A 21599-nucleotide genomic window follows, 5' to 3' on the forward strand; every position below is an offset into this window, starting at 1 on the left:
GGCGGGACGCGACCTTCGGTGAGCAAGGAGCTGTAAGCACGGCCAAGGCCAGAGCAGGATGAGGGACCTGGGACCAGGACACTCCGCCACGTCATCGCGCGTCACAGCGCGTCGGGATGTTGGGAGCCTGGTTCTTCGCAAGGAACGCTTGTGCGCACCCCTTGGTGGCCCGCCGTCGTCCTCGTCGCATCAACCGCGGCGGCACGACGGCATCAGAGGCCGGATACATGACTGCTCCTGAACCGACTGGCTCAAACCGATGCTCACAAACCCTTGCGAAACGGGGGCCGTCCATACATGACGTGGAGCGTTTGGACTGGGTAGGTCCACCCAAACGGGTCCTGAGCAAGCGGCCCCGGCCATGAGCCTCTACCCACAGCAAGACCGGTCAGGACCGTCATGGTGGGGCGAGACACCCGGATTCCATCGGTGTGACCGCATCGGATCGCGGTTCGACCGGGCTCAGTGGACCGCGAGCATGGCTTTACGAGAGATCACGAGGCAGTATCCCTCAGCAACGCGGCATCCACGACGGCGGGCCGCGGCGAGGGATAAGGTCATGAACCTGCTCGTGAGCTTCGCACCCTTCTTCGCCTTCGCGGTCCTGATCCATCTCGGATATGTGGAGGCCGCCTTGTGGGCCGGCGCGCTCGTCGCCGCCGCACTGATGCTGCGCGACCGGCTCGTCCTCGGTCGCTCGCTCAAGATCCTGGAGGCCGGCACGCTCGTGCTGTTCGCCGGCCTCGCGATCTACACCCGCGCCACGGGCCAGACCTGGACGATCCCGGCGGTGCGCCTCGTGGTGGATGCGGGCCTGCTCGTCATCGTGCTCGCCTCGCTGGCCGCCGGGCGGCCCTTCACGGTCCAGTACGCCCGGGAGACCACGCCGCCCGAGGTCTGGAGCACCCCGGAATTCGGGCGGGTCAACCGCGCCGTCACCCTCGCCTGGGCGGCCGCCTTCGCGGTGCTCGTCCTGGCCGATGCGGCGATGGTCTTCGTGCCGGAGATCCCCCGGCGCCTCGACATCCTCGCGACGGTGCTCGCGCTCGTCGGTGCCTACAAGTTCACCGCTCGGGCGACGTCGCAGTCGGCCGTTTGACCCGCTCGTCCTTCTTCCAGCGCAGCAACCGCCCGTCGATCGCCACCAGCCCCAGCCCGATCAGCGCCATGCCGAGGAGCTGGCGCGGCACCACCGGCTCGCCCAGCACCAGGGCGCCGAGCAGCAGCGCCGAGACCGGGATCAGGAAGGTGACGAGCATCAGGTTGGTGGCGCCGGCGCTCGCCAGCAGGCGGAAGAAGATCACGTAGGCGAGGGCCGTCGAGAGCGCCGCGAGACCGATGACCGCCGCGATCGCCGCGACGGGCGGCGCGGCCAGGGTCCAGGGCCGGTCGACCGCGAGGGCGACGGGGCCGAGCAGCAAGGTCGCGGCGGCGACCTGGCCGGCGGCGGCCGAGAGCGGCGGGATGCCCATGCGCTTGAAGCGCCGCCCGTAGATCCCCGCGAAGGCGTAGGAGAGCGCGGCGAGCAGGACAGCGCCCTGGGCCAGCGCCTCGCCCCCGAGCCCGGCGAGGACCGAGGGGCCGACCATCACGGCGACGCCCGCGAGGCCGGCCAGCACGCCGGCGAGGCGGTTAGGCGTCAGGCGCTCGTCGTCGGTGAGCAGGTGGGCCACCAGCACGCCGAAGAGCGGCGTCGTGGCATTGAGGATCGCGGCGAGGCCCGAGGCGATGTGGGTCTGCCCCCAGGCGATGAGGCAGAACGGCACCGCGTTGTTGAGGAAGGCCGCGCCCAGGAAGGCGAGCCAGACCGAGGCGCCCCGCGGCATCGGGATCCCGCGCATCCGGAGCACCAGGGCGAGGATCGCGGCGGCGAGGCCGACGCGCAGGCTCACCAGGGTGAGCGGCGGCAGCGCCCGCAGGGCGACGCCGACGAAGAAGAACGAGCCGCCCCACAGTACCGAGAGGCCGAGGAGCAGGCTCCATTCCGTGGGAGTCATCGGACGGTTGGAGACGGGACGGTTGGCGGCGGGCTGCATCGGGATCGGGCTCTCCGGGACGGATGCCGCACCATGACCGAGGGTCATCGCCGGCGGCATCCCGTTCCTTGCGGTGCAATCCTGATCGGGAATTCCGGCGGATCAGTCCCGCCAGAACGGCTTCCCGGCCTCGCGCACGGCGTCGCTCCGCGACAGCCCGACATCCTTGAGGAGCCCCTCGGGGCAGGCCATCAGGGCGCGGCGCTCGCGCCGGCGGTCGGCCCACAATTCGAGCCGCTGGATCAGCGTGACGGCGGCGCGCCGGCGCGGCGGCGCGATGCGGATGGTGGGGACGAGGCGCAGGTTTCCTCGGCCAGCGACGAGGCTCGTCATGGCTCTCTCCGGATGGGTCGGATGGGTTGCTCGATGGAGAGAGATTGCCTTTCGGGCGCTTCGCGAGCAAACCAGATCGACTCGTCCGCCGCCGCAGGAAATCTGGATCACGTCCCACCGGGGTCGCCGCATGTCCCTCGATCGCAATCCCCGCCGCCGCCTGCCGCCGCTCAACGCGGTGCGGGCCTTCGAGGCCGCCTCGCGCCACGCCACCTTCCACGAGGCGGGGGACGAGCTCGGGGTCAGCGCCGGCGCGGTGGCGCAGCAGGTGAAGATCCTGGAAGGCTGGTTCGGCCTCCCCCTGTTCCGCCGCCTGCCGAGCCGGGGCGTCGCCCTGACCCCGGCGGGCCAGCGCTTCGCGGCGTCCGCCGGCGAGGTGCTCGACCACCTCGCCGAGGCCACCGCCCGCCTGCGCCGCCAGGGCCAGGATCACGTGCTGACGGTGAGCACCACCCATTCCTTCGCCAGCCTGTGGCTGATCCCGCGCATCGGCAGCTTCCGGGCGCAACATCCGGACCTCGACGTGCGGGTAGTGGCCAACAACCGCCTGGTGGACTTTTCCCGCGACGACACGGACGTGGCGATCCGGCACGGGCGCGGGCGCTATCCGGGCCTGCGCTCAGACCTGCTGATGCACGACGTCGTCTTCCCGGTCTGCAGCCCCGGCCTTCGCGATGGCGAGCCGCCCCTGCGCTCTCCCCAGGATCTCGCCCGCCACACGCTGCTCCACGACGACGACCCGATCGACATCGAGGCGGTGGACTGGCCGCAATGGCTCGCCGCGGCGGGCGTCGCCGGCATCGACGCCTCGCGCGGGCCGCGCTTCACCTACACCTTCATGATCCTGCAGGTCGCCACCGCCGGCGGCGGGGTCGGCCTCGCCACCCGGGTGCTCGGGGGCGACCTCGTCGCGGGCATCGGCCAGGCGGGGACCGGCCTGGTGCGGCCCTTCTCCGACGAGGTGGCGAGCCCCTACAGCTTCTTCCTCGTCACCCCGACCGAGACCGACGCCCCGAAGGTGGCGCGCTTCCGGGAGTGGATCCTGGCGCAGGCGGCGGAGTGGAACGGGTGAACCGCCTCATCCCCGCACCGACGCATGTGCCGCCAGGAAGTCGACGAAGCAGCGGATGCGCGAGGATAGCCGCTCGTGCCCGGCATAGAGGGCGTGGATGTCCTCGGCGTCGCCCGGGTTGAAGTCGTCGAGCACCGGCACGAGGCGGCCCGCCGCGATGTCCTCGTCGACGTGGAAGCGGGCGAGCCGGGCGAGCCCCGCCCCGCCGAGCGCCATCAGCCGCACCACCTCGCCGGAATTACCGAAGAAGTTGCCGTGGACCGGCCGCTGCGACACCGCCCCGTCGACCAGGAACGGCCAGGTGTCGAGGGAGCGGCGGAAGCTGAAGTTGAGGCAGTTGTGGTCGGGGAGCGCGTCCGGATGGGCCGGCATGCCGCGCTCCGCGAGATAGGCGGGTGCGGCCACCACCGCGAGGCGGCTGCGGCCCAGGAGCTTCGCCCGCAGGCTCGTGTCCCGCAACGGCCCGATGCGGATCGCCACGTCGGCCCGGGCCTCGACGAGGTCGACCACGTCGTCGGTGAGCGCGAGATCGACCCGCATCCGCGGCTGCTCAACGAGGAACCGCGGCAACACCGGCAGGATCACCCGCATGCCGAACGGCACCGAGGCGTTGACCCGGAGCAGGCCGCTCGGCTGGGCGGCGTCGCGGCCGAAACTGTCCTCGATCGCGTCGAACTCGGCGATCAGTTCGCCGGCCCGGGCGAGGTACAGGTCGCCCTCCGGCGTCAGGGTCATCGCCCGCGTGGTGCGCCGGATCAGCCCGACGCCGAGGCGCGCCTCGAGGCGCGCCACCGCCCGGCTCACCGCCGAGGGCGTGCAGCGCAGGGCCTTGGCGGCCGCCGCGAAGCTGCCGCGGCGCGCCACCTGCACGAAGGCCTCCATCTCGCCGAGCCGGTTGTCCATGGGCCGTCCATTGTTGCGCCAGATGCACGATCATCGTGCCGGCGCGCGTGCTGGTCATCAATCGCCGTCGTCGTCATCTCGTGCTCTCCAGAGACGGAGACCGACCATGGACCTCAGGATCGGCGGCAAGACCGCCCTCGTCACCGGTGCCACCGCGGGCATCGGCCTCGCCATCGCCCGCCGCCTGGCGGCAGAGGGCGCCGAGGTGGTGCTGCCCGGGCGCTCGCAATCGAAGCTGGATGCGGCAGCCAAAGAGATCGCCGCCGAGCCCGGCGCGCGGGCGCCCCGGACGGTGCTGGCCGATCCGGCGACGGCCGACGGCGCGGCGGCCCTGGTCGCGGCGGTGCCGGCGGTCGACATCCTGGTCAACAACCTCGGCATCTACGAAGCGAAGGCGTTCGAGGAGATCGCCGATTCCGACTGGCACCGCCTGTTCGAGGTCAACGTGGTCTCGGGCGCGCGGCTGGCCCAGGCCTATTTCCCCGGCATGCTGGCGCGGAAATCCGGGCGGATCGTGTTCGTGTCGAGCGAATCCGGCCTCGTGCCGCCGCCCGACATGCTGCACTACGCGGTGTCGAAGACCGCTCAGCTCACCATCGCCCGGGGCCTCGCCCAGCGCACCCGCGGCACCGGCGTGACGGTGAACGCGGTGATGCCCGGCCCGACTCGCTCGGAGGGCATCGTGGACTTTCTGAAGAGCGTCGCCTCCGATCCGACTGCGCCGGCGGACGAGCTGGAGGCGGAGTTCTTCCGGGTCCACCGGCCGCTCTCGATGCTCGCCCGGATGATCGATCCCGAGGAGATCGCCGGCCTGGTGGCGTATCTCGCCAGTCCGCTCGCCGCGGCGACCAACGGGGCGAGCCTCAGGGTCGAGGGCGGGATCGTGCCGACCATCGCCTGAGTGCCTATTGGAGCGGTGGCGTCGATCGATCCAGCACAAATGCCGCTATCCCTCGGCGTCATCCCGGGGCCGCGAAAGCGGAACCCGGGATCCATAACCGCCGACGATCCAGGATGAAGCGGAACGCGCCGAGCCCAATCCTGCACCGCTGGGGGTTATGGATCCCGGGTTCTCGCCTTCGGCGAGCCCCGGGGTGACGAGGAGGGTGTCACGGCTTCCGGCCGGCCGAGGGACGACCCCTCCTCCCCCGCCTCCGCCGGCCCGAGGAGCGCCATCGCGGCGCGGTAACCGTTGAGCGTGCCGGTATCGACGTAGGCGGTACCGGCGCAGACACCCGTCGCCCGGCCGCCGGCCTCGAGCCAGGCATTGACGAGGGTGCCGATATACTCGTCGCGGCACTGCCGCGCCTGCCAGAGGGCGTGCAGCTCGGCGAGGATGCGGCCGGTGAGCTTGAACGCACCCCAGACCCAGGACGAGGCGGCATCCCGCCGCTTCACCTGGATCTCCCGCACCGCGTCGCCGTCGAGCACCACGGCGTCGAACAGCTCCGGCCGCTCGACCGGGAAGAGCAGGAAGGACAGCCCGTCCGCCGGCAGGCGCCCGAGGCCATCGTCCGGGAACCACACCGTGTCGGGCAGGCCGACCAGCACCGGCTCGTCGGGGGCGATCAGCGGCAGGGCGCGAAACAGCGCGTCGCACAGACCCGCGGGGCGCGGCTGCACCACGTAGGCGATCGGCACAGGCCCGTAGCCGGAGCCGTAATACTCGACGATGTCGGACTTGCCCGGGGCGATCACGAAGCAGATCTTGTTCGCGCCGCCGCGGATCATCCGCTCGACGACGTACTCGCTGACCGCGCAAGGCCGCTCGGCCCCGTCGCGCAGGCGGCTGCCGACCGGCAGCAGCTCCTTGGAGAAGGCCAGCGGCTGGATGCGGCTGCCGCGGCCCGCGGCCGGAACGATGCCCCACATGCGGTGTCACGCCTCCATCGTGATAGGATTCCGGGCGACGGGGTTTCGGGCCTCGGCGAGGATGGCCTCCAGCTCCGCCGCCCGGTGCGCGGCGGTGTGGTGGCCGAGGGTGCGGGCGCGCCCGGCCTGCGCGATGCGGCGTAATTCCGCGTCGCTCCGGTCGAGGGCGGCGAGCACGTCCTCCGGCGTCTCGGCGAGCAGGATCTCCTCGCCCGGCCGGTAGAAGGCGTCGAGCCCGTCGAAGGCGTCGCTCAGCAAAGCGGCCCCGCAGGCGGCGGCCTCGAACAGCCGGCCCGACGGGCACCAGCCCAGGGCGGCCATCGCCGCCCGGGTGACGTTGAGGGTCAGGCGCGAGGAGGCGTAGAAGGCCGGGTGCTCCTGCGGGGCGAGGTGGCGCACGAAGAAGATGTTGTCGGTCCAGGGAAAATCCTGTGGGTACTGCGCCCCGCCGATCAGGAAGCGCCGGTCCGGCCGCCGCCGCGCCGGCTCGACGAGGCAGGACAGAACCTTGGCCTGCCGGTCGGCCGCGTAGGTGCCGAGATAGGAGAGGTCGGCGGCGTAGTGCGCCTGAGCTGCCGCCGGCCGGTGCACCTCCGGATCGACGTGGCCGTAGAGCGGTGCGACGCGGCGTGCCCCGAGCTCGCTCCGGAGCGCGTCGAGCGCCGGCCCGCCGGTGTAGCTCAGCACGAGGTCGAAGCCGCAGAATCCTCCCGGGCCGACATAGTCCACCGCCTCGCCCCGCCGCAGGCGCTCGAGGGTGACCGGGGTGTCGAGGTCGTAGAACACCCGCAAGCCCGAAGATCCCAGGACGAGGTCGGTGGCCGCGCGCGCGTCGGGACAGTAGGAGGTCACCATCGCGACGTCGGCCGCGGCCACGTCGCGGGCGGCCTGTCCCCGGATCTCCGCCCAGTCGGAGAACAGCACGAGGCGCCCGTTCGGGATCTCGGTCAGGTCGCGGTGGGGGGCGTAGAATGGCAGGTCGCGCTCGTAGAACACCACGCTGTGGCCACGTCGGGCGAGCGCCCGGACCAAGCCCCGCCACAGCGTCGCGTGGCCGTTGCCCCAGGACGAGCTGATCGTCAGGCCGAAGACCACGAGCCTCATCCGGTCTCCCCCCGCGTCTCGCATCGCGCGCCTGTCCGCGTCGCATCCTCGCGGCGCCGGGAGTGAACGCGTGCCGGCTTGATCCGTTCAGGATCTAACATTGCGCTTTTCCGGCAAGCGTGACGGCAAGGCCCGAACCACCGTCAGGCTCGGCCGTTGAGGGAGATCGTCCGCACTCTCGAAGGCCCCGCCCGGTTGCTCCGCGTCCTCACCTACAACGTGCGCCGCTGCCTCGGCGCCGACGGCCGTCTCGATCCGGAGCGCATCGCCGCGGTGATCGCCGCCTGCCGGGCGGACGTGGTGGCGCTCCAGGAGCTCGATGTCGGCCGCGCCCGCAGCGGCGGGATCGACCAGGCCGAAGTGATCGCCGCCCGGCTCGGCATGCGCTCCCACTTCCACCCGGCGATGCGGGTGATGGAGGAGCTCTACGGCGACGCGATCCTGACCGCCCTGCCCTCGCGGCTGGTGCGGGCGGCGGGCCTGCCGGAGCGGGCCGGATGCGAGCCCCGCGGCGCGCTCTGGGCTGCCGTCACCGCCGGCGACACCGAGGTGCAGGTCGTCACGACGCATCTCGGCCTCGGCCGGGGCGAGCGGCGGGCGCAGGCCGAGGCGCTGCTCGGGCCCGACTTCCTCGGCGATCCGGCCTGCCGCGATCCGGTGGTGCTGCTCGGCGACTTCAACGCCCTGCCGGGCTCGCGCGTCCATCGCCGCCTCGCCGCCCGGCTGCCGGACGCGCAGGGCGCGGGGGCCTGGCTGCGGCCGACCTTCCCGGCCCGCCTGCCACTCCTGCGCATCGACCACGTCTTCGTCAGCCGCGGCATCGCGGTGCGGGGGGTGCGCACGGTCGGTGGCAGGCTCGCCCGGATCGCCTCCGACCACTTAGCCCTCGTCGCCGATCTCGACCTCGCGCCGGTCCCCGCCCCCCGCATCCCCGTACCCCGAGAGGAACCCGCGTGACGCAGGCTCGAAGCCAACCCAAGGACAAGCAGGAGACCTCCGCGCGCCGCCGGTTCTGGACCATCCTCCTCACCGTGCTGAGCGTCGCGCTCGGCGGCTACCTGCTCTACCGGACGCTCGCCGGCTACAGCCTGGCCCAGCTCGTCGAGTCGGTGCGGGCGCTCCCCGCCGGCCGGCTCGCCGCCGCCGGGGGCTTCGCCGCCGCGAGCTATCTCTGCCTCACCGGGATCGACTGGCTGGCCCTGCGCGCCGCCGGCAAGCCCCTGCCCTATCCCAAGGTGGCGCTCGCGGCCTTCATCAGCCTGTCGCTCGGCCACAGCATCGGCTTTGCCGGCCTGAGCAGCGGGGCGATCCGCTACCGCTTCTACACCCGCTGGGGCCTCGGGACCGCGGATGTCGCCAAGGCGGTCCTGTTCTGCGGCGTCACCGTCGCGGTCGGCCTGATGGCGCTCGGCGCCGTCGCGGTGCTGGTCCATCCCGACCTCGCCCGGGAGGTGACGGGCTTGAGCAAGGGTGCCGTGCTGGCGGCAGGCCTCGCCTGCGCGGGCGGCGTCGCGGTCTATCTCGGCCTCGCCGCCTGGTGGCGGAAGCCCCTGACCGTCCGGCGCTGGTCGATCGAGATGCCGCCGCTGCCGCTCGCGGCGGCGCAGGTGGGCTTGGGCGCGGTCAACTTCGCCCTGGTCTCGGCCTGCCTGCACCAGGTGCTGTCGGCGGTCTCCGACGTCGGCTACCTCGCGGTGGCCTCGGTCTTCGTCATCGCCAACGCGGCGGTGCTGATCACCCACGTCCCCGGCGGCGTCGGGGTGATCGAGAGCGTGGTCGTCCACCTGCTGCCGAAGACCGACGTCATCGGCCCGCTGATCGCCTTCCGGTGCCTGTACTTCCTCGGCCCCCTGGCGCTCGGCCTCCTCGCCTTCGCGGCGACCGAGGCTGTGTTCCGGTGGCGCGATGCGGGCGGGGCATCGCGGGAGGCCGCCCCGGCGCGGCCGTCGTGATCCGCGCGTGGCGGTGGTCGGGGGAATGCGCTATTTTCCACTCCCCCTTCCCGGACGACTGCAACGAAGGGGAAGGAGATCCGGGATCCAGCGCAAAAAGTCGCGAAGCGTCCCTGTATCTGCAACGGTTCAGCATTCAGAGCCGCTTCGCGGCACTCCCTGTGCTGGATCCCGGATCTCCTTCCGCTGACGCTGCAGTCGTCCGGGAAAGGGGGAGAGGCTGGACTAGGATAAATAATCGATGGATTATGGCCGTCCCGAACCTTAGCAGCATCGGGACTAGGCTTTGTGGCAGTATCGTGCACTTTGGATTTCGATGAGAAAACGCGTTCCACTCCGTCAACACACGCGAAAGCCGCTCCTGCCCGGGGACGCGGTCGAGCGGAGTCCTGCGCGCGAGGAGATGCTCCGAGCCGTCGATGATCCGGGGCTGACCATCGTCTCGGACGAGCAATTCGAGGCCCTTCTCGTCCTGCTGGACAGTCTACCGGCCGTCCCGGACGCGCTTCGACGCGAGATCGCAGCCCGGCGCTGGGTGTAGGGCTGGCGATCCATCCCTACGCCGTCCCGAACGGCCGCTCCGGGTCGAGCAGCTCGGAGCTGACCAGCGGATCGAGCAGCCCCTCCTCTTCCGGCACCTCGCAGACGCGCAAGCTGCGCGGCCCGCCCATCCGGGCCCGGATCGCCGCGATCAGGCCGGCGTCCGCGATCGCCGCGGCCATCACGTCGGGGGCCACGCCGAGATGCTCGGCCACCAGGCGGTCGCGCAGGGTCCGGAGCGCGGCGCGCTCCTCGGCGGTCCGGGCCTCGACCGCGAGGTCGCACTCGGTGTCGAGGGCGACCGAGCGGTTGTTGAGGTTCGAAGAGCCGATGCGCAGGAAGCGGTCGTCGATGAGGACGAGCTTGGCGTGGATCTCGATCTCGCAATCTCCCTCGGGGCCCGGCACCACCGGATAGGCGACGAACAGGCGCCCGAAGCGGTCGATGGCGCGCAGGCGGCGCAGCACCCGGTCGCGCGGCGTCCCCATGGCGACGCGCTCGGTGAAGTTGTGCGAGCGGCGCGTCAGCACCACCACGATCTCGGGCCCGTCCTCGGCGGCCAGATGGACGGCGAGCGCATCGGCGACGAAATCGGCGGTGAGGTACTGCGCCTCGAGGTAGATCGTCTCTTTGGCGGAGGCCAGCGACGCGGCGGTGAGCGCCGCCGCTTCCTCGACCGAGGGCTCGTCGCCCTGGAGCGGCATGGTGCGGGCAATGCCGACCGGGATGTCGGTGAAGAGCGGATCCAGGCCCTGCGGCCAGAGGGGTGCGGCCCCTGCCACCGGCGCCAGCACCTCTCCGGTGGCGGCGCGCCAGCGCTCGCGGGCGACGTCGCCGAGACGGACGGCGGCCTCGCCGTCGACCGCCATCTGCAGGTCGTGCACCGGCGGGTAGAGCTCGCCGTCGGGATTGGTGCGCAACGGGTCGCCGGCCGTGTGGGCGGTGGTGTCCCAGCGCCCGACCGTGAGGTCGATGCCGCCGCAGAAGGCGATCCGGTCGTCGATGCAGACGAGCTTCTGGTGATGGGCGGCGTAGAGCGGGTGGTGCGTGTCGAGGCGCAGGGTGACGTGCGGATGCGCCTCCCACTCGGCCCCGAACAGGAGCGGCAGCGCCGCGCCCGGCCCGTGCAGGGTCGCGACGCTCCAGACCAGCACCCGCACCTCGAGCCCCGGTCGCCGCGCGGCGAGGTCACGCAGGAGCGGCCCGAGGGGCGGCGACTCCTCCGGGCTCGCATCGTGGCGCAGGCGAATGCGCCCGTCGAAGTCCCACCCGACGATCAGGATCGAGTGCTGAGCCTGGCGCAGTGCGTCCTCCAGCCGGGCGAAGTACTCGGCGGAGTCGATCATCACCGCGACCCGCTCGGCCCGCGCCACGCACCAGCAGGTGCGGCCGGGCTGGAGAAGGGTCTCGGTCGCGTCGCGCGCAGGATCGATGGTCCGCGGAGGATCGATGGTCATGGGGTGCTCGTCACTCCTGCTTTCCTGTCAAGGTCCGGAACGACAGGCGGGGCCGTCCGTTCCGGGCCGACGGGAGACGCACAGGCGATTCGCCCGGCCGGCTGCCGTTGCGGTTTCCAACGCCGGACCGGTTCCCTACCTTGGCCCTGGCAGGCCGGAGGCGGACCCCGTTTCGATGCGCAGGACCCTCTCATTCACCGAACGCGACATCCTGCGCAACTGCGGACGCGGCAACTTCAACGACGGCGAACGCGACCTGCGGCAGGGCCGGGTGCTCGAGGTCGAGGTCGACGGGGACGAGCACGTCGAGGGGGACGTCGAGAGCCGCAGCGGGCGGACGGTGTTCACCGTCTCGATCACCGTGGAGCAGGACGACGACGGCGCGCACATCACCGGAAACTGCACCTGCCACGAGCGCTACAATTGCCGTCACGTCGTGGCGGTGCTGCTCGGGGCTTTGCGTCGGGGCGGCATCTCGCGGCCCCCGCCGCCCCCGCCGCCGACTCCCGAGGAGCGGGCCGCCCGCCTGCTCCACCTCCAGGACTCGTCCGACGCCCTGACGCCCGCCCTGCAGAGCTGGATCGCCCGGCTCGACCTCGTCCGGCGGACCGGCGGCGAGGATTTCCCGCCCGAGATCGACCGGCGGCTGATCTACGTCCTCATGGCGCTCCCCGGCCGCGGCGGCACCGCGCCCCGGCTCGGCGTCGCGCCGATGCAGGCCCGCCTCCTGAAGAGCGGGGAGATGTCGGCCAAGCCCCGCCCGGTCGACCCGCAGAGCGTCGCCTATACGCCGAACCCGGCCCAGTACCTGCGCCCCTCCGACCTGCGCATCCTCAAGGCCCTGCACGGGCGGATGCGCGAGGCCGACGGCGACGGGCCGCCGGCCTATCCCCTGCTCGACCAGGCCGGCGCCGGGATCCTGGAGCAGGTCCTGGCGACCGGCCGGGCCCGGTTCGGGACCGTGCTCGGGCCGGCCCTCGCCGCGGGGCCGCCCCGGCCCGGCCATCTCGCCTGGGTGGAGGACGAGGAGACCCTGGCGCCGCATCCGCGCCTCGACAGCCGGGAAGACCGCCAGGAAAACGGCGAAGACGACGGCGAGGTCCTGGCGCTCGCGGCCTATCCGCCGGTCTATCTCGATCCCGGGGCCGGCCTCGTCGGGCCGATCGAACTCGGCCTGCCGGCCCACATCGCCGCCGCCCTGGCGGACGCCCCGCCCCTGCCGGCGGCCTCGGCGCACGCGCTCAACGCGGCCCTGGCGGAGCGGGTGCCCGGCCTGAGCGTCCGCCTGCCGGAGCCGCCGCGGGAGACGATCGTCGACACGGCGCCGGTGCCGGTGCTGCGCCTGACCCAGATCGAGATCCCGCCGCCATTCTTCTATTACGGCAAGCCGCCGCCGCCCGAGGCCCTGCGCCTCGCCGCCCTCTCGTTCCGCTACGGGCCGGTGACGGTGCCGTTCGGCGACATGCGGGCGCGGCCGACGCGGCTCTCCGGCGGGCGGCTCTTCGTGGTCGAGCGCGATGCGCCGGCCGAGCAGCGGGCGGTGGCGCGGCTCCTCGCCCACGGCCTGTCGCCGGTCCAGGAGAAGCGCCCGAATCTGGGCCCGCGCCACGCCCGGGACTTCGTGCCCGATGCCGGCGAGGAGGCCTGGACGGCGCTCCAGGCCGAGACCCTGCCGGCCCTGAAGGCGGCGGGATTCGAGATCGTGACCGATCCGAGCTTCCGCGGCCGGGTGCTGTACCCGGATGCGGCGGTCGAGTTCGAGATCCACGAGAGCACGGGGATCGACTGGCTGGAGCTCGACCTCGGGGTCGAGATCGAGGGCGAGCGCATCCCCCTCGCCGAGCCGGTCGCGGCCCTGCTGGCGCGGCCCGACTTCACGATCGAGTCGATCGACGAGAGGTCGGCCGAGCCGGTGATGGTGCCCCTCGGCGACGGGCGGATGCTGGCCCTGCCGGGCGCGCGCCTGAAGCCGATCCTGCTCGCCTTGCGCGAGCTCAGCCTCGGGGGCGGCGCCGGCGAGGGCGGGCGCCTCCGGCTCGGCCTCGTCGACGCCGCCACCCTGGCGGCCCTGGAGCGGATGAGCCAGGCTGCGATGCTGGCCTGGCGCGGCGGCGAGTCCTTGCGCGCCATGGGCCGGATGCTGCTCGCCGAGGGCGGCATCCCGCAGGTGACCCCGCCGGAGACCTTCCGGGCGACCTTGCGGCCTTACCAGGCGGAGGGCCTGTCCTGGCTCGCCTTCCTGCGCGAGGCCGGCCTCGGCGGGATCCTCGCCGACGACATGGGCCTCGGCAAGACCGTGCAGGCCCTGGCGCTGATCGCCCGCGAGAAGGCGCAAGCCCGCCTCGACCGCCCGGCCCTGGTGATCGCCCCGACGAGCCTGATGGCGAACTGGCGCCGGGAGGCCGAGCGCTTCGCCCCGGATCTGCGGGTCCTCGTCCTGCACGGCCAGGGCCGGCGCGAGCATTTCGACGCGATCGACGGCCACGACCTCGTGCTCACCACCTATCCCCTCGTCGCCCGCGACCACGCGGTGCTCTCCGCCCAGGACTGGCACCTCCTGATCCTCGACGAGGCGCAGACGATCAAGAACCCGGACGCGACGACGACCCAGCTCATCCACGGCCTGTCGGCCCGGCACCGGTTCTGCCTCTCGGGCACGCCGCTGGAGAACAACCTCGCCGAACTGTGGTCGCTGTTCTCCTTCGCCTGCCCGGGCCTGCTCGGCGAGCGCAAGGCCTTCGCCCGGACCTGGCGCACGCCGATCGAGAAGCACGGCGACGCCGAGCGCGGCCGGCTGCTGGCCCGCCGGATCAAGCCGTTCCTGCTGCGCCGGACCAAGGAGGAGGTGGCGCGCGACCTGCCGCCGAAGACCGAGATCACCGAGGAGGTCGAGATGGGCGAGGCCCAGCGCGCCCTCTACGAGTCGATCCGGCTCGCCATGCACGCCCGGGTGCGGGAGGCGATCGCCGCCAAGGGCTGGGAGCGCAGCCGGATCGTCATCCTCGACGCCCTGCTCAAGCTGCGCCAGGCCTGCTGCGACCCGCGCCTGCTGAAGCTCGACCGGGCGCAGGAGGCCGGCTCGGCCAAGCTCGACCGCCTGGAGGAACTGCTCGACGCGCTCTTGGCCGAGGGGCGCCGGGTGCTGGTCTTCTCCCAGTTCACCTCGATGCTCGCCCTGATCAAGCCGCGGCTCGCGCAAAGCGGCGTCGCCTACACGGAATTGACCGGACGCACCCGCGACCGGGAGGGGGCGGTGCGGCGCTTCGAATCCGGCGAGGTCCCGGTCTTCCTGATCAGCCTCAAGGCCGGCGGCACCGGGCTCAACCTCGTCTCCGCCGACACGGTGATCCTCTACGATCCGTGGTGGAACCCGGCGGTGGAGGCCCAGGCCGTCGACCGCGCCCACCGCATCGGCCAGGACAAGCCGGTCTTCGTCCACAAGCTCGTCGCGGCGCGCAGCATCGAGGAGAAGATGGAGGACCTGAAGGCGCGCAAGAGCGCGCTCGCCCAGTCCCTCTTCGAGCACGACGGCACGCCGACCAGCGCGCTCACCCCGGCGGATCTCGACGCGTTGCTGGAGGAGTGAGATCCTTCCCCCGGGACAGCCTGACGCCAGATACGGCGGCTAGCCTCGCTCCTTGCCCGCTCTTCACAGGGGCGGCCCGAGTGAACGAATCGGCCCCGGTGACGGTTGCCTCTCGGCCGCCGCAATCGGCACTATGCTCGGCACGGGTGAGATGACCTCGCGGATGCAGCGCGGAATGACGACGCGAACCGGCGACGTGGTGGGATGGTCCTGGTCGGGCGGCGGATCCGAGGGACCGCCCCCGCCCCGGTGGAGCCTGCGCCGACGCCTCGCCCTCGGCCTCGCCGGCCTGGGGCTCGCCGGGGGCCTCGCCCTCGCCCTCGGCTTCCTCGCCTTCGTGGCCGGCCTCGCCCGCTCCGAGCGGGTGCCCCTCGGCCCCTCCGACGGCATCGTGGCGCTCACCGGCGGGGCGCAACGCATCGAGGACGCGATGGACCTGCTCGCCGGCGGCTACGGCCGGCGGCTCCTCATCACCGGCGTCAACGAGCGCACCAGCCGCGACGAGATCGCCCGGCTCAATCCGGGCCAGCAGCACCTGATCGACTGCTGCGTCGACCTCGACTACCGGGCCCGCAACACCATCGGCAACGCCATCGAGATCCGGCGCTGGATGCGCGAGAACGGTTTTCGGAGCGTCGCGGTGGTGACCTCGAACTACCACATGCCGCGCACCCTGGTGGAGCTCGACCATGCGCTGGCGGAGGGCCACCAGGTGGTGCCGCACCCGGTCGTCCCCGAGGGGGTCGACCCCGACCAGTGGTGGCGCCACCCGGCCTCGGCGCGGCTGCTCGCCTCGGAATACGCGAAGTTCCTGGTCGCCTGGGTCCGCACCCGGTTCGAGACCGACCCCGAGCATTCGAGCGCGGCGGTGCTGGTCAGCCGCGGCCACCCGGTGAAGATGGTGGCCGAGCCGCTGGTGCGGTGAATCTCCGGACGCTCTCGCGGCGACGCCCAGGTCAGGCGATCGTGTAATCCCCCGGCGCGATGTCGGCGCTGCGCAGGAAGATCTGCAGGGCCGGCTGCATCGACCGGTGCAGGTGCGCCAGGTCCTCGCGCCCGGCCCCGAGCGCCCGGGTCATCGCCTCCTCCAGGGAGCCCGCGCCGTAGGGCGCCGCGCCGTCCACCGCCGGCACCCCGCGGGCCTCGTCCCAGCCCATGGCGAGACGACGGATCAGGGCGACGTGCTCGGGACCGACCTCGAACACGATCTGCTCGGGCGACGTTCCCGTGCCCTCGTCTCGAAAGACGTCGGAGACGTGGGACAGGTCGAGCTTGGTCAGGGGGTTGTGGTAGCTGTAGCGGCCGGGCTTGAGGTCGGCATGGTGCAGGAAGGCGACCAGCGCCTCGCCGACCGCCCGGTGCTCCTCGGCCGCGCCCTCGTCGTCGCCGGTGACGTTGGCGATGTCGCCGTCGCGGTCGAGGCTGCCATAGGGCGCGTCCGGGTGGATCACCGGAGCGCCCTGCCCCGCCGGGTCCCAGGCCACGACCAGCCGCCGGATCAGGGCGATGCGCTCAAGCGTGATCTCGGTGGTGCGGCTGGTCATCAAGGGGCTCTCCGTGAGGCCCCTCTGTAGAGCATCGGTGCGGCGGGAGGGAGTCTCCGGCTTACCCGAGGCCCGCTGCTCGCCTCGTCCCCACGACATGACCAACCCTCCGCGTCATCCCGGGGCCGCGCAGCGGAACCCGGGATCCATAACCGCTGACGCTTCAGGAGGAGGCGAATGGCGTTCAGCCTGAGCCTGCACCATCGGCGGTTATGGATCCCTGGTTCTCGACTGCGTCGAGCCCCGGGATGACGTTGAGGGCAGCAGATCGGGGTCTGCTGGACTTGATGGAGCGGCCGGACGGGGCGTCAGATCCCCAGATACACCCGTCGCACCTCCGGATCGTCGCGCAGGGTCGCGGCCGGCCCCGAGAGCATCAGGCGGCCGGTCTGGAGCACGTAGGCGCGGTCGGCGATGCCGAGCGACTCCGCCAGGCGCTGCTCGACGAGCAGGATCGTGGTGCCCGAGGCGCGGATCGCCTCGATGGCGGAAAAAATCTCGTCGACGAGCTTGGGCATGATGCCCTGCGAGGGTTCGTCGAGCATCAGCAAGCGCGGCCGCGTCATCAGGGCGCGGCCGATGGCGAGCATCTGCTGCTCGCCGCCCGAGAGGGTGCCGGCGCGCTGCGGCAGGCGCTCCTTGAGGCGGGGGAACAGCGCGAAGACCCGCTCCAGCGGCGCCTCGCGGTCGGCGGCCTTGCGGTGGAGGTAGCTGCCGAGCCGCAAATTGTCGGCGACCGACAGGCGCGGAAACAGCCGCTTGTTCTCCGGCACGTAGGCGATGCCCCTGGCGGTGATGGCGTGGCCCGGCAGGCCGTCGAGGCGGGTGCCGTCGAACACCACCTCGCCGGATTTGGGCCGCTCCATCCCGGCGATGGACTTGAGCAGGGTCGACTTGCCGGCGCCGTTCGCGCCCGCCACGACGACGATCTCGCCGGAATCGACCTCGATCGAGACGCCCTGGATGGCCAACAGGCCCTGATAGGCGGTGGAGAGCCCGCGGACCTCAAGCAGCACGGTGACGCTCCCCCAGATAGGCGGTGATGACGCCCTCGTGGCGCACGACCTCGGTCGGGTGGCCCTCGGCGAGCACGCGGCCGAGATGCAGCACCACGGCCCGGTCGACGAGCGGCATCACCACCTCCATCACGTGCTCGACCATGATGACGGTGACGCCGCTCGCCGCCACCTTGCGGATCAGCTCGACGCCGGCCTTGGCCTCGCTCGGGGTGAGCCCCGTCAGCACCTCGTCGAGGAGGAGGAGCTTCGGCTCGGTGGCGAGCGCGCGCGCGACCTCGAGGCGGCGCTTCTCGGGCGGCGTCAGCTCGCCGGCCACGGCCTCGGCGCGGTGGCTCAAGCCAGCGAAGTCGAGGGTTTCCAGCGCCACCCGTCGCGCCGCCGCGGCGCTGGCGTGGCGGGCGAAGCCCCCGACGATCACGTTCTCGATCACGTTCATCGAGTCGAACGAGCGCGGCACCTGGAAGGTGCGGGCGATGCCGCGCCGGCAGCGCTCGGGGGCCGAGAGCGGGGTGATGTCCTCGCCGCGAAAGAAGATTTTTCCCTCGCTCGGCTGGTACGTGCCGGAGATCAGGTTGAACAGCGTCGACTTGCCGGCGCCGTTCGGCCCGAGCAGGCCGAGGATCTGGCCCTCGGGCACGTCGAGGCTGACATCGGCATTGGCGACGAGGCCGCCGAAGCGCAGCGTGACGTGGTCGATGTGCAGCAGGGGCGAAGAAGCAGCAGGCATGCTCACGGCGTCGCCTCCTCGTTGCGGGCCTTGCGGGTGCGGCGAAACAGGCTGAGCACGCCTTCCGGCCGGGCCAGCGCCACCACCATCACGAGCACGCCGTAGAGCATCAGGTCGAGGCCGTTGCCGCTGCCCCCGAGATAGGAGCGGCTGATCTCGGTGAGGGGGATCAGGATCGCGGCGCCGACGAGCGGTCCCCACAGCGTGCCGATGCCGCCGAGCACCGCCGGCAGGGCGAAGAGCAGCGAGAAGCGGAAGCTCATCACGCTCTCGGGGTCGATGTAGGAGACGTAGGCCGCGTAGAAGCCGCCGCCGATGGCGGTGAAGAAGGCCGAGACCGCGGCCGCCGCCATCTTGGAGCGGAAGACCTCGACGCCGAGGCTCTCGGCGGCCTGGGCGTCGTCCTTGACCGCGCGCCACCAGTAGCCCCAGCGCGAGCCCTCGATCAGCCAGGTCACGAACCAGACCACCGCCAGGAAGCCGACCGCGAAGTGGACGTACGGGATCTTGTCGCGGGCGAATTGCAGCGTCCACCACGAATCGGGGTTGAACGGCCACTGGATGCCCATCGCGCCGCCGACGAACTCCCAGTTGTGAACCAGGAGGAGGCCGATCTCCGCGATCACGATGGTGGCGATCGAGAAGTAGTGGCCGGCGAGGCGAAAGCACGGATAGCCGAGGATCAGCGCCACCACCGCCGAGAGCATCCCCCCCGCCAGCATGCCGAACCACGGCAGCACGCCGTAATTCACGAACAGGACCGAGGTCGCGTAGGCGCCGAAGCCGAAATACAGCGCGTGGCCGAGCGAGACCTGGCCGCAATAGCCGCCCAGGATGTTCCAGCTCTGCGAGAGCGCGGCGTACATCAGGGTGAGGATCAGGACGTTCTGGAGATAGACGTCGCGGATGCCGTAGGGAAGCGCGGCGAGGCCGGCGAAGACCAGGGCGGCGACGATCAGCTTGCGCCGGCGCTTCGCTGCGTAGCTCGCCTCGGCCCGGGCCGGGGCGGAGCCCGGCGCGAGGGCGGTGGTCAGCGTGGTCATCAAAGCCTCCCGAACAGGCCTTGCGGCCGCGCGAACACCACCGCGAGGTAGAGGGCGTAGACGCCGACGGATTTCAGCGCCGGCGGCAGGATCACCGCCGTGAAGGCCTCGACGAGGCCGACGATGATCCCGGCGACGAGCGCTCCGCCGACGCTGCCGAAGCCGCCGAGCGCCACCGTGACGTAGGCGATGAGGGCGAAGCTCGCCCCGACCTGGGGGTGGATGTAGTAGAAGATCGCCAGCACGGCGCCGGCGAGGCCGACGAGCGCGGCGCCCAACCCCCAGCCGAGGGCGAAGACCCGGTTGCGGTCGATGCCGACGAGCGCCACCGCGCCCTGGTCCTCGCGGGTCGCCTCCAGCGCGCGGCCGAAATCGGTCCGGCTCATCAGGAGGTGCAGGCCCCCGAAGGCGGCGAGCGAGACGAAGGCGCCGAAGATCTGCGGCCAGGGCAGGAAGATCCCGCCGAGTTCGAGGGTGCGCCCGCCGAGCCAGGTGTTCTGGACGTTGCGGTAATCGGGCGTGAACAGGTACTGCGCGGCGCCCTGGAGCAGGATCGCGAGCCCGAAGGTCGCGAAGATCTGCACCATGCCCTGGTTGGCCTTGGCCCGCATGGCGAAGCGCACCACGCCCAGATAGGCGGCGGCCCCCAGCATGAAGAGGAGGGCCGCCACCAGCGGCATCAGCACCACCGGGTCGAGCCGGGTGACCAGCACCAGCCCGAAGGTCGCGTACATCGCCAGCATCAGGAACTCGCCGTGGGCGAAGTTCACCACGTCCATCAGGCCGAAGATGAGGGAGAGTCCGACCGCGATCAGGGCGTAGATCAAGCCCATCAGGAGGCCGCTCGCCAGCACCTGCACCAGGGCTTGCGTCGTCATGGGGGTCGGAGCTCCGGTGGGCGGCGCGTGAAATTGTTCGATCGTCGTCAAGTAAAACGCGGGATCCCCTCTCCCGTGTGGGAGAGGGGTAGGGGTGAGGGTGGCGCGCTTCCGAATAGATCTGAACCGCTACGCTGCCAGCACGACGCTCTCAGCTTTACACGGAAGCGTGTCACCCTCACCCCCGACCCCTCTCCCACACGGGAGAGGGGAGGTATGCTTCACCTCGCGTCGTTCAGCAGGAAGAACGACCGGTTCAAGTATTCATCGGCCACTTCGCCGGCGCGACCGCGGCGGCATCCGGGAAGATCGTGACGAACTTGTCGCCGATCCATTGCAGCAGCACCGGGTCGGCATGGATGTTCTGGCCGTCGGGCCCGAAGGCTACCTTGGTCCAGGGCATCACCGTGCGGACGCCCGGGATGTCGGTAGCGGCGAGCGCGGCGCGGATCTTCTGGCCGTCGGTCGAGCCTGCGCGGTCGAGGGCGTCGGCGAGCACGATCAAGGCCATGAACTGGCGCGAGGAATTGTCGTTGAGGTCGCGGCCGGCCCGGGCCTTGTACATGTTGTTCACCGTCGCGACCATCGGGCGCTTGGCGGCGAGGTCGAGGGAGAAGCTGCCGCGGGAGATCAGCCCCTGCAACTTGTCGCCGACCGCGTCGTAGGTGACCTTCTCGGAGAAGCCGGCGGCCTGCGCGATGATGCTCTTCGGCTTGTAGCCGAGCTCGGCCATGGTCTTGGTGAGCAGGATCGCGTCGGTGGTGTAGCTCGTCGGCAAGAGCACGTCGGCGTTGGCGGTCTTGAGCTGCTGCACCTCGGCGGTCAGAGAGGGCGAGTTGCTCTTGTACTTCACGTCGGCGACGAGCTTGTAGCCGCGCTCGGCCGCCAGCTTGCGCTGCACGGTCGAGGAATCGACGCCGTAGATCGTGTCCTCGAAGAACAGCGCGACCGAGTCGATCGTCTTGCCCTGCTTGCGCTGGGCATCGAGGAAGTCGAACATCGCGGTCGAGAACATCTCGTCGTGCGCGGCCGGGCGGAAGAAGTACTTCAGGCCCTTGCGGTGCAGGCTCGGCGAGGAGGAATCGGCGCAGACGAAGGGCACGCCGTAGCGCTCGGCGGTGGCGCTGACGGTCGCCGAGACCGCCGACTGGTAGCAGCCGACGAGGGCCGAGACCTTGTCCTGGGTGATGAGGCGCTCGGCCTCGGCGCGGCCCTTCTGGGGATCGGCCTGGTGGTCGGCGAAGACGAGGCGGATCTTGGCGCCGCCCATGCCGGACAGGCCCGCGCCCTTGGCGCCCGGCAGGTCGAGGTCGTGGTCGTTGTTGATGAGGTCGAGCGCCGTCTCGATGGCGTGGCGGGCATCCACCCCGACCTGCGCGCTCGCCCCCGACATGGCGTAGAGCACGCCGACCACCACCTCCGGCGCCGCCGCGCGGGCCGGGGCGCCCCGCAACGAGGCGAGCGAGAGGGCGCCGGCGCCCACCAAGAGTTCTCGACGACGGATCATGCGCTGGTCTCCAGGGGGCTGCGATA

Annotated in this window: 20 protein-coding genes; 8 read left to right on the forward strand and 12 right to left on the reverse strand. The window is 71.5% G+C overall.

Annotated features, from left to right (window positions below; all coding sequences use genetic code 11):
• Positions 1-559 precede the first annotated feature (559 nt).
• Positions 560-1099 (forward strand): hypothetical protein, encoded by a 540-nt coding sequence (locus tag BM430_RS17155; RefSeq protein WP_093568469.1) that lies wholly within the window; start codon positions 560-562, stop codon positions 1097-1099.
• Here the strand turns inward: BM430_RS17155 and BM430_RS17160 are convergent.
• Both BM430_RS17160 and BM430_RS17165 read right to left on the reverse strand, forming a co-directional pair.
• Positions 1065-1997 carry a DMT family transporter gene (locus BM430_RS17160; RefSeq protein ID WP_093568601.1) on the reverse strand — a complete coding sequence of 311 codons (933 nt, stop codon included), beginning with the start codon at positions 1995-1997 and terminating at the stop codon, positions 1065-1067. The two genes, BM430_RS17155 and BM430_RS17160, sit on opposite strands and share 35 nt — an antisense overlap.
• Before the next feature lie 141 nt (positions 1998-2138).
• The gene (locus BM430_RS17165; RefSeq protein WP_093568470.1) at positions 2139-2369 is read right to left on the reverse strand and encodes a DUF1127 domain-containing protein; all 231 of its coding nucleotides are present in this window, start codon (positions 2367-2369) and stop codon (positions 2139-2141) included.
• A gap of 130 nt (positions 2370-2499) precedes the next feature.
• Between BM430_RS17165 and gcvA the strand changes: the two genes are divergently transcribed.
• Positions 2500-3441, forward strand: a complete 942-nt coding sequence (gene gcvA, locus BM430_RS17170) for a transcriptional regulator GcvA (protein WP_093568471.1) — start codon at positions 2500-2502, stop codon at positions 3439-3441.
• Positions 3442-3447: 6 nt separating this feature from the next.
• On the opposite strand, the gene BM430_RS17175 is transcribed toward gcvA, so the two are convergent.
• A complete protein-coding gene (locus tag BM430_RS17175) occupies positions 3448-4344 on the reverse strand; it encodes a LysR family transcriptional regulator (RefSeq protein WP_093568472.1) in 897 nt (298 codons plus the stop codon).
• Positions 4345-4450: 106 nt separating this feature from the next.
• On the opposite strand from BM430_RS17175, the gene BM430_RS17180 reads away from it, so the two are divergent.
• Positions 4451-5245 carry an SDR family NAD(P)-dependent oxidoreductase gene (locus BM430_RS17180; protein ID WP_093568473.1) on the forward strand — a complete coding sequence of 265 codons (795 nt, stop codon included), beginning with the start codon at positions 4451-4453 and terminating at the stop codon, positions 5243-5245.
• A gap of 155 nt (positions 5246-5400) precedes the next feature.
• On the opposite strand, the gene BM430_RS17185 is transcribed toward BM430_RS17180, so the two are convergent.
• Both BM430_RS17185 and BM430_RS17190 read right to left on the reverse strand, forming a co-directional pair.
• On the reverse strand, positions 5401-6216 hold the full coding sequence (locus tag BM430_RS17185) for a nucleotidyltransferase family protein (RefSeq protein ID WP_093568474.1): 816 nt from the start codon (positions 6214-6216) through the stop codon (positions 5401-5403).
• 6 nt (positions 6217-6222) lie between these two features.
• Entirely contained in the window at positions 6223-7320 is a 1098-nt protein-coding gene (locus BM430_RS17190) for a CgeB family protein (RefSeq protein ID WP_093568475.1), read from the reverse strand.
• A gap of 195 nt (positions 7321-7515) precedes the next feature.
• Here BM430_RS17190 and BM430_RS17195 point away from each other — a divergent pair, with 195 nt between their 5' ends.
• The 3 genes from BM430_RS17195 (at position 7516) to BM430_RS34785 (ending at position 9813) form a co-directional block, all read left to right on the forward strand.
• Positions 7516-8277, forward strand: a complete 762-nt coding sequence (locus tag BM430_RS17195; protein ID WP_093568476.1) for an endonuclease/exonuclease/phosphatase family protein — start codon at positions 7516-7518, stop codon at positions 8275-8277.
• Entirely contained in the window at positions 8274-9272 is a 999-nt protein-coding gene (locus BM430_RS17200) for a lysylphosphatidylglycerol synthase transmembrane domain-containing protein (protein ID WP_093568477.1), read from the forward strand. The genes BM430_RS17195 and BM430_RS17200 overlap by 4 nt, the downstream gene beginning before the upstream one ends.
• 403 nt (positions 9273-9675) lie before the next feature.
• Positions 9676-9813 (forward strand): hypothetical protein, encoded by a 138-nt coding sequence (locus BM430_RS34785; RefSeq protein WP_177303085.1) that lies wholly within the window; start codon positions 9676-9678, stop codon positions 9811-9813.
• 16 nt (positions 9814-9829) lie between these two features.
• Here BM430_RS34785 and BM430_RS17205 read toward each other — a convergent pair whose 3' ends face one another.
• A complete protein-coding gene (locus tag BM430_RS17205) occupies positions 9830-11269 on the reverse strand; it encodes a phospholipase D-like domain-containing protein (protein WP_093568478.1) in 1440 nt (479 codons plus the stop codon).
• Positions 11270-11444: 175 nt separating this feature from the next.
• On the opposite strand from BM430_RS17205, the gene BM430_RS17210 reads away from it, so the two are divergent.
• Together BM430_RS17210 and BM430_RS17215 are read left to right on the forward strand one after the other, a co-directional pair.
• Complete coding sequence (locus tag BM430_RS17210) at positions 11445-14855, forward strand: DEAD/DEAH box helicase (protein WP_093568479.1); 3411 nt, start codon at positions 11445-11447, stop codon at positions 14853-14855.
• Positions 14856-15030: 175 nt separating this feature from the next.
• Positions 15031-15780 carry a YdcF family protein gene (locus BM430_RS17215; protein WP_177303086.1) on the forward strand — a complete coding sequence of 250 codons (750 nt, stop codon included), beginning with the start codon at positions 15031-15033 and terminating at the stop codon, positions 15778-15780.
• 31 nt (positions 15781-15811) lie between these two features.
• Here BM430_RS17215 and BM430_RS17220 read toward each other — a convergent pair whose 3' ends face one another.
• The 6 genes from BM430_RS17220 to BM430_RS17245 form a co-directional block, all read right to left on the reverse strand.
• Positions 15812-16399 (reverse strand): hypothetical protein, encoded by a 588-nt coding sequence (locus tag BM430_RS17220; RefSeq protein WP_093568480.1) that lies wholly within the window; start codon positions 16397-16399, stop codon positions 15812-15814.
• 308 nt (positions 16400-16707) lie between these two features.
• Positions 16708-17412 (reverse strand): ABC transporter ATP-binding protein, encoded by a 705-nt coding sequence (locus BM430_RS17225; protein WP_177303091.1) that lies wholly within the window; start codon positions 17410-17412, stop codon positions 16708-16710.
• Complete coding sequence (locus tag BM430_RS17230) at positions 17405-18145, reverse strand: ABC transporter ATP-binding protein (protein WP_093568482.1); 741 nt, start codon at positions 18143-18145, stop codon at positions 17405-17407. Before BM430_RS17230 ends, BM430_RS17225 begins: the two co-directional genes overlap by 8 nt.
• A 2-nt stretch (positions 18146-18147) precedes the next feature.
• Positions 18148-19188, reverse strand: coding sequence for a branched-chain amino acid ABC transporter permease (locus BM430_RS17235; RefSeq protein WP_093568483.1), 1041 nt, complete (start codon positions 19186-19188; stop codon positions 18148-18150).
• A complete protein-coding gene (locus BM430_RS17240) occupies positions 19188-20066 on the reverse strand; it encodes a branched-chain amino acid ABC transporter permease (protein WP_093568484.1) in 879 nt (292 codons plus the stop codon). Before BM430_RS17240 ends, BM430_RS17235 begins: the two co-directional genes overlap by 1 nt.
• A 256-nt stretch (positions 20067-20322) precedes the next feature.
• Entirely contained in the window at positions 20323-21573 is a 1251-nt protein-coding gene (locus tag BM430_RS17245; protein ID WP_093568485.1) for an ABC transporter substrate-binding protein, read from the reverse strand.
• Between the last annotated feature and the right edge of the window lie 26 nt (positions 21574-21599).

This window comes from Methylobacterium sp. 174MFSha1.1, from assembly GCF_900116815.1.
Classification (GTDB): Bacteria; Pseudomonadota; Alphaproteobacteria; order Rhizobiales; family Beijerinckiaceae; genus Methylobacterium.

Coding starts and splice junctions, on each gene's coding strand:
- BM430_RS17155 (WP_093568469.1), top strand. CDS start 560: ATGAACCTGCTCGTGAGCTTCGCACCCTTCTTCGCCTTCGCGGTCCTG.
- BM430_RS17160 (WP_093568601.1), bottom strand. CDS start 1,997: ATGACTCCCACGGAATGGAGCCTGCTCCTCGGCCTCTCGGTACTGTGG.
- BM430_RS17165 (WP_093568470.1), bottom strand. CDS start 2,369: ATGACGAGCCTCGTCGCTGGCCGAGGAAACCTGCGCCTCGTCCCCACC.
- gcvA (WP_093568471.1), top strand. CDS start 2,500: ATGTCCCTCGATCGCAATCCCCGCCGCCGCCTGCCGCCGCTCAACGCG.
- BM430_RS17175 (WP_093568472.1), bottom strand. CDS start 4,344: ATGGACAACCGGCTCGGCGAGATGGAGGCCTTCGTGCAGGTGGCGCGC.
- BM430_RS17180 (WP_093568473.1), top strand. CDS start 4,451: ATGGACCTCAGGATCGGCGGCAAGACCGCCCTCGTCACCGGTGCCACC.
- BM430_RS17185 (WP_093568474.1), bottom strand. CDS start 6,216: ATGTGGGGCATCGTTCCGGCCGCGGGCCGCGGCAGCCGCATCCAGCCG.
- BM430_RS17190 (WP_093568475.1), bottom strand. CDS start 7,320: ATGAGGCTCGTGGTCTTCGGCCTGACGATCAGCTCGTCCTGGGGCAAC.
- BM430_RS34785 (WP_177303085.1), top strand. CDS start 9,676: ATGCTCCGAGCCGTCGATGATCCGGGGCTGACCATCGTCTCGGACGAG.
- BM430_RS17205 (WP_093568478.1), bottom strand. CDS start 11,269: ATGACCATCGATCCTCCGCGGACCATCGATCCTGCGCGCGACGCGACC.
- BM430_RS17210 (WP_093568479.1), top strand. CDS start 11,445: ATGCGCAGGACCCTCTCATTCACCGAACGCGACATCCTGCGCAACTGC.
- BM430_RS17215 (WP_177303086.1), top strand. CDS start 15,031: ATGACGACGCGAACCGGCGACGTGGTGGGATGGTCCTGGTCGGGCGGC.
- BM430_RS17220 (WP_093568480.1), bottom strand. CDS start 16,399: ATGACCAGCCGCACCACCGAGATCACGCTTGAGCGCATCGCCCTGATC.
- BM430_RS17230 (WP_093568482.1), bottom strand. CDS start 18,145: ATGCCTGCTGCTTCTTCGCCCCTGCTGCACATCGACCACGTCACGCTG.
- BM430_RS17235 (WP_093568483.1), bottom strand. CDS start 19,188: ATGACCACGCTGACCACCGCCCTCGCGCCGGGCTCCGCCCCGGCCCGG.
- BM430_RS17240 (WP_093568484.1), bottom strand. CDS start 20,066: ATGACGACGCAAGCCCTGGTGCAGGTGCTGGCGAGCGGCCTCCTGATG.
- BM430_RS17245 (WP_093568485.1), bottom strand. CDS start 21,573: ATGATCCGTCGTCGAGAACTCTTGGTGGGCGCCGGCGCCCTCTCGCTC.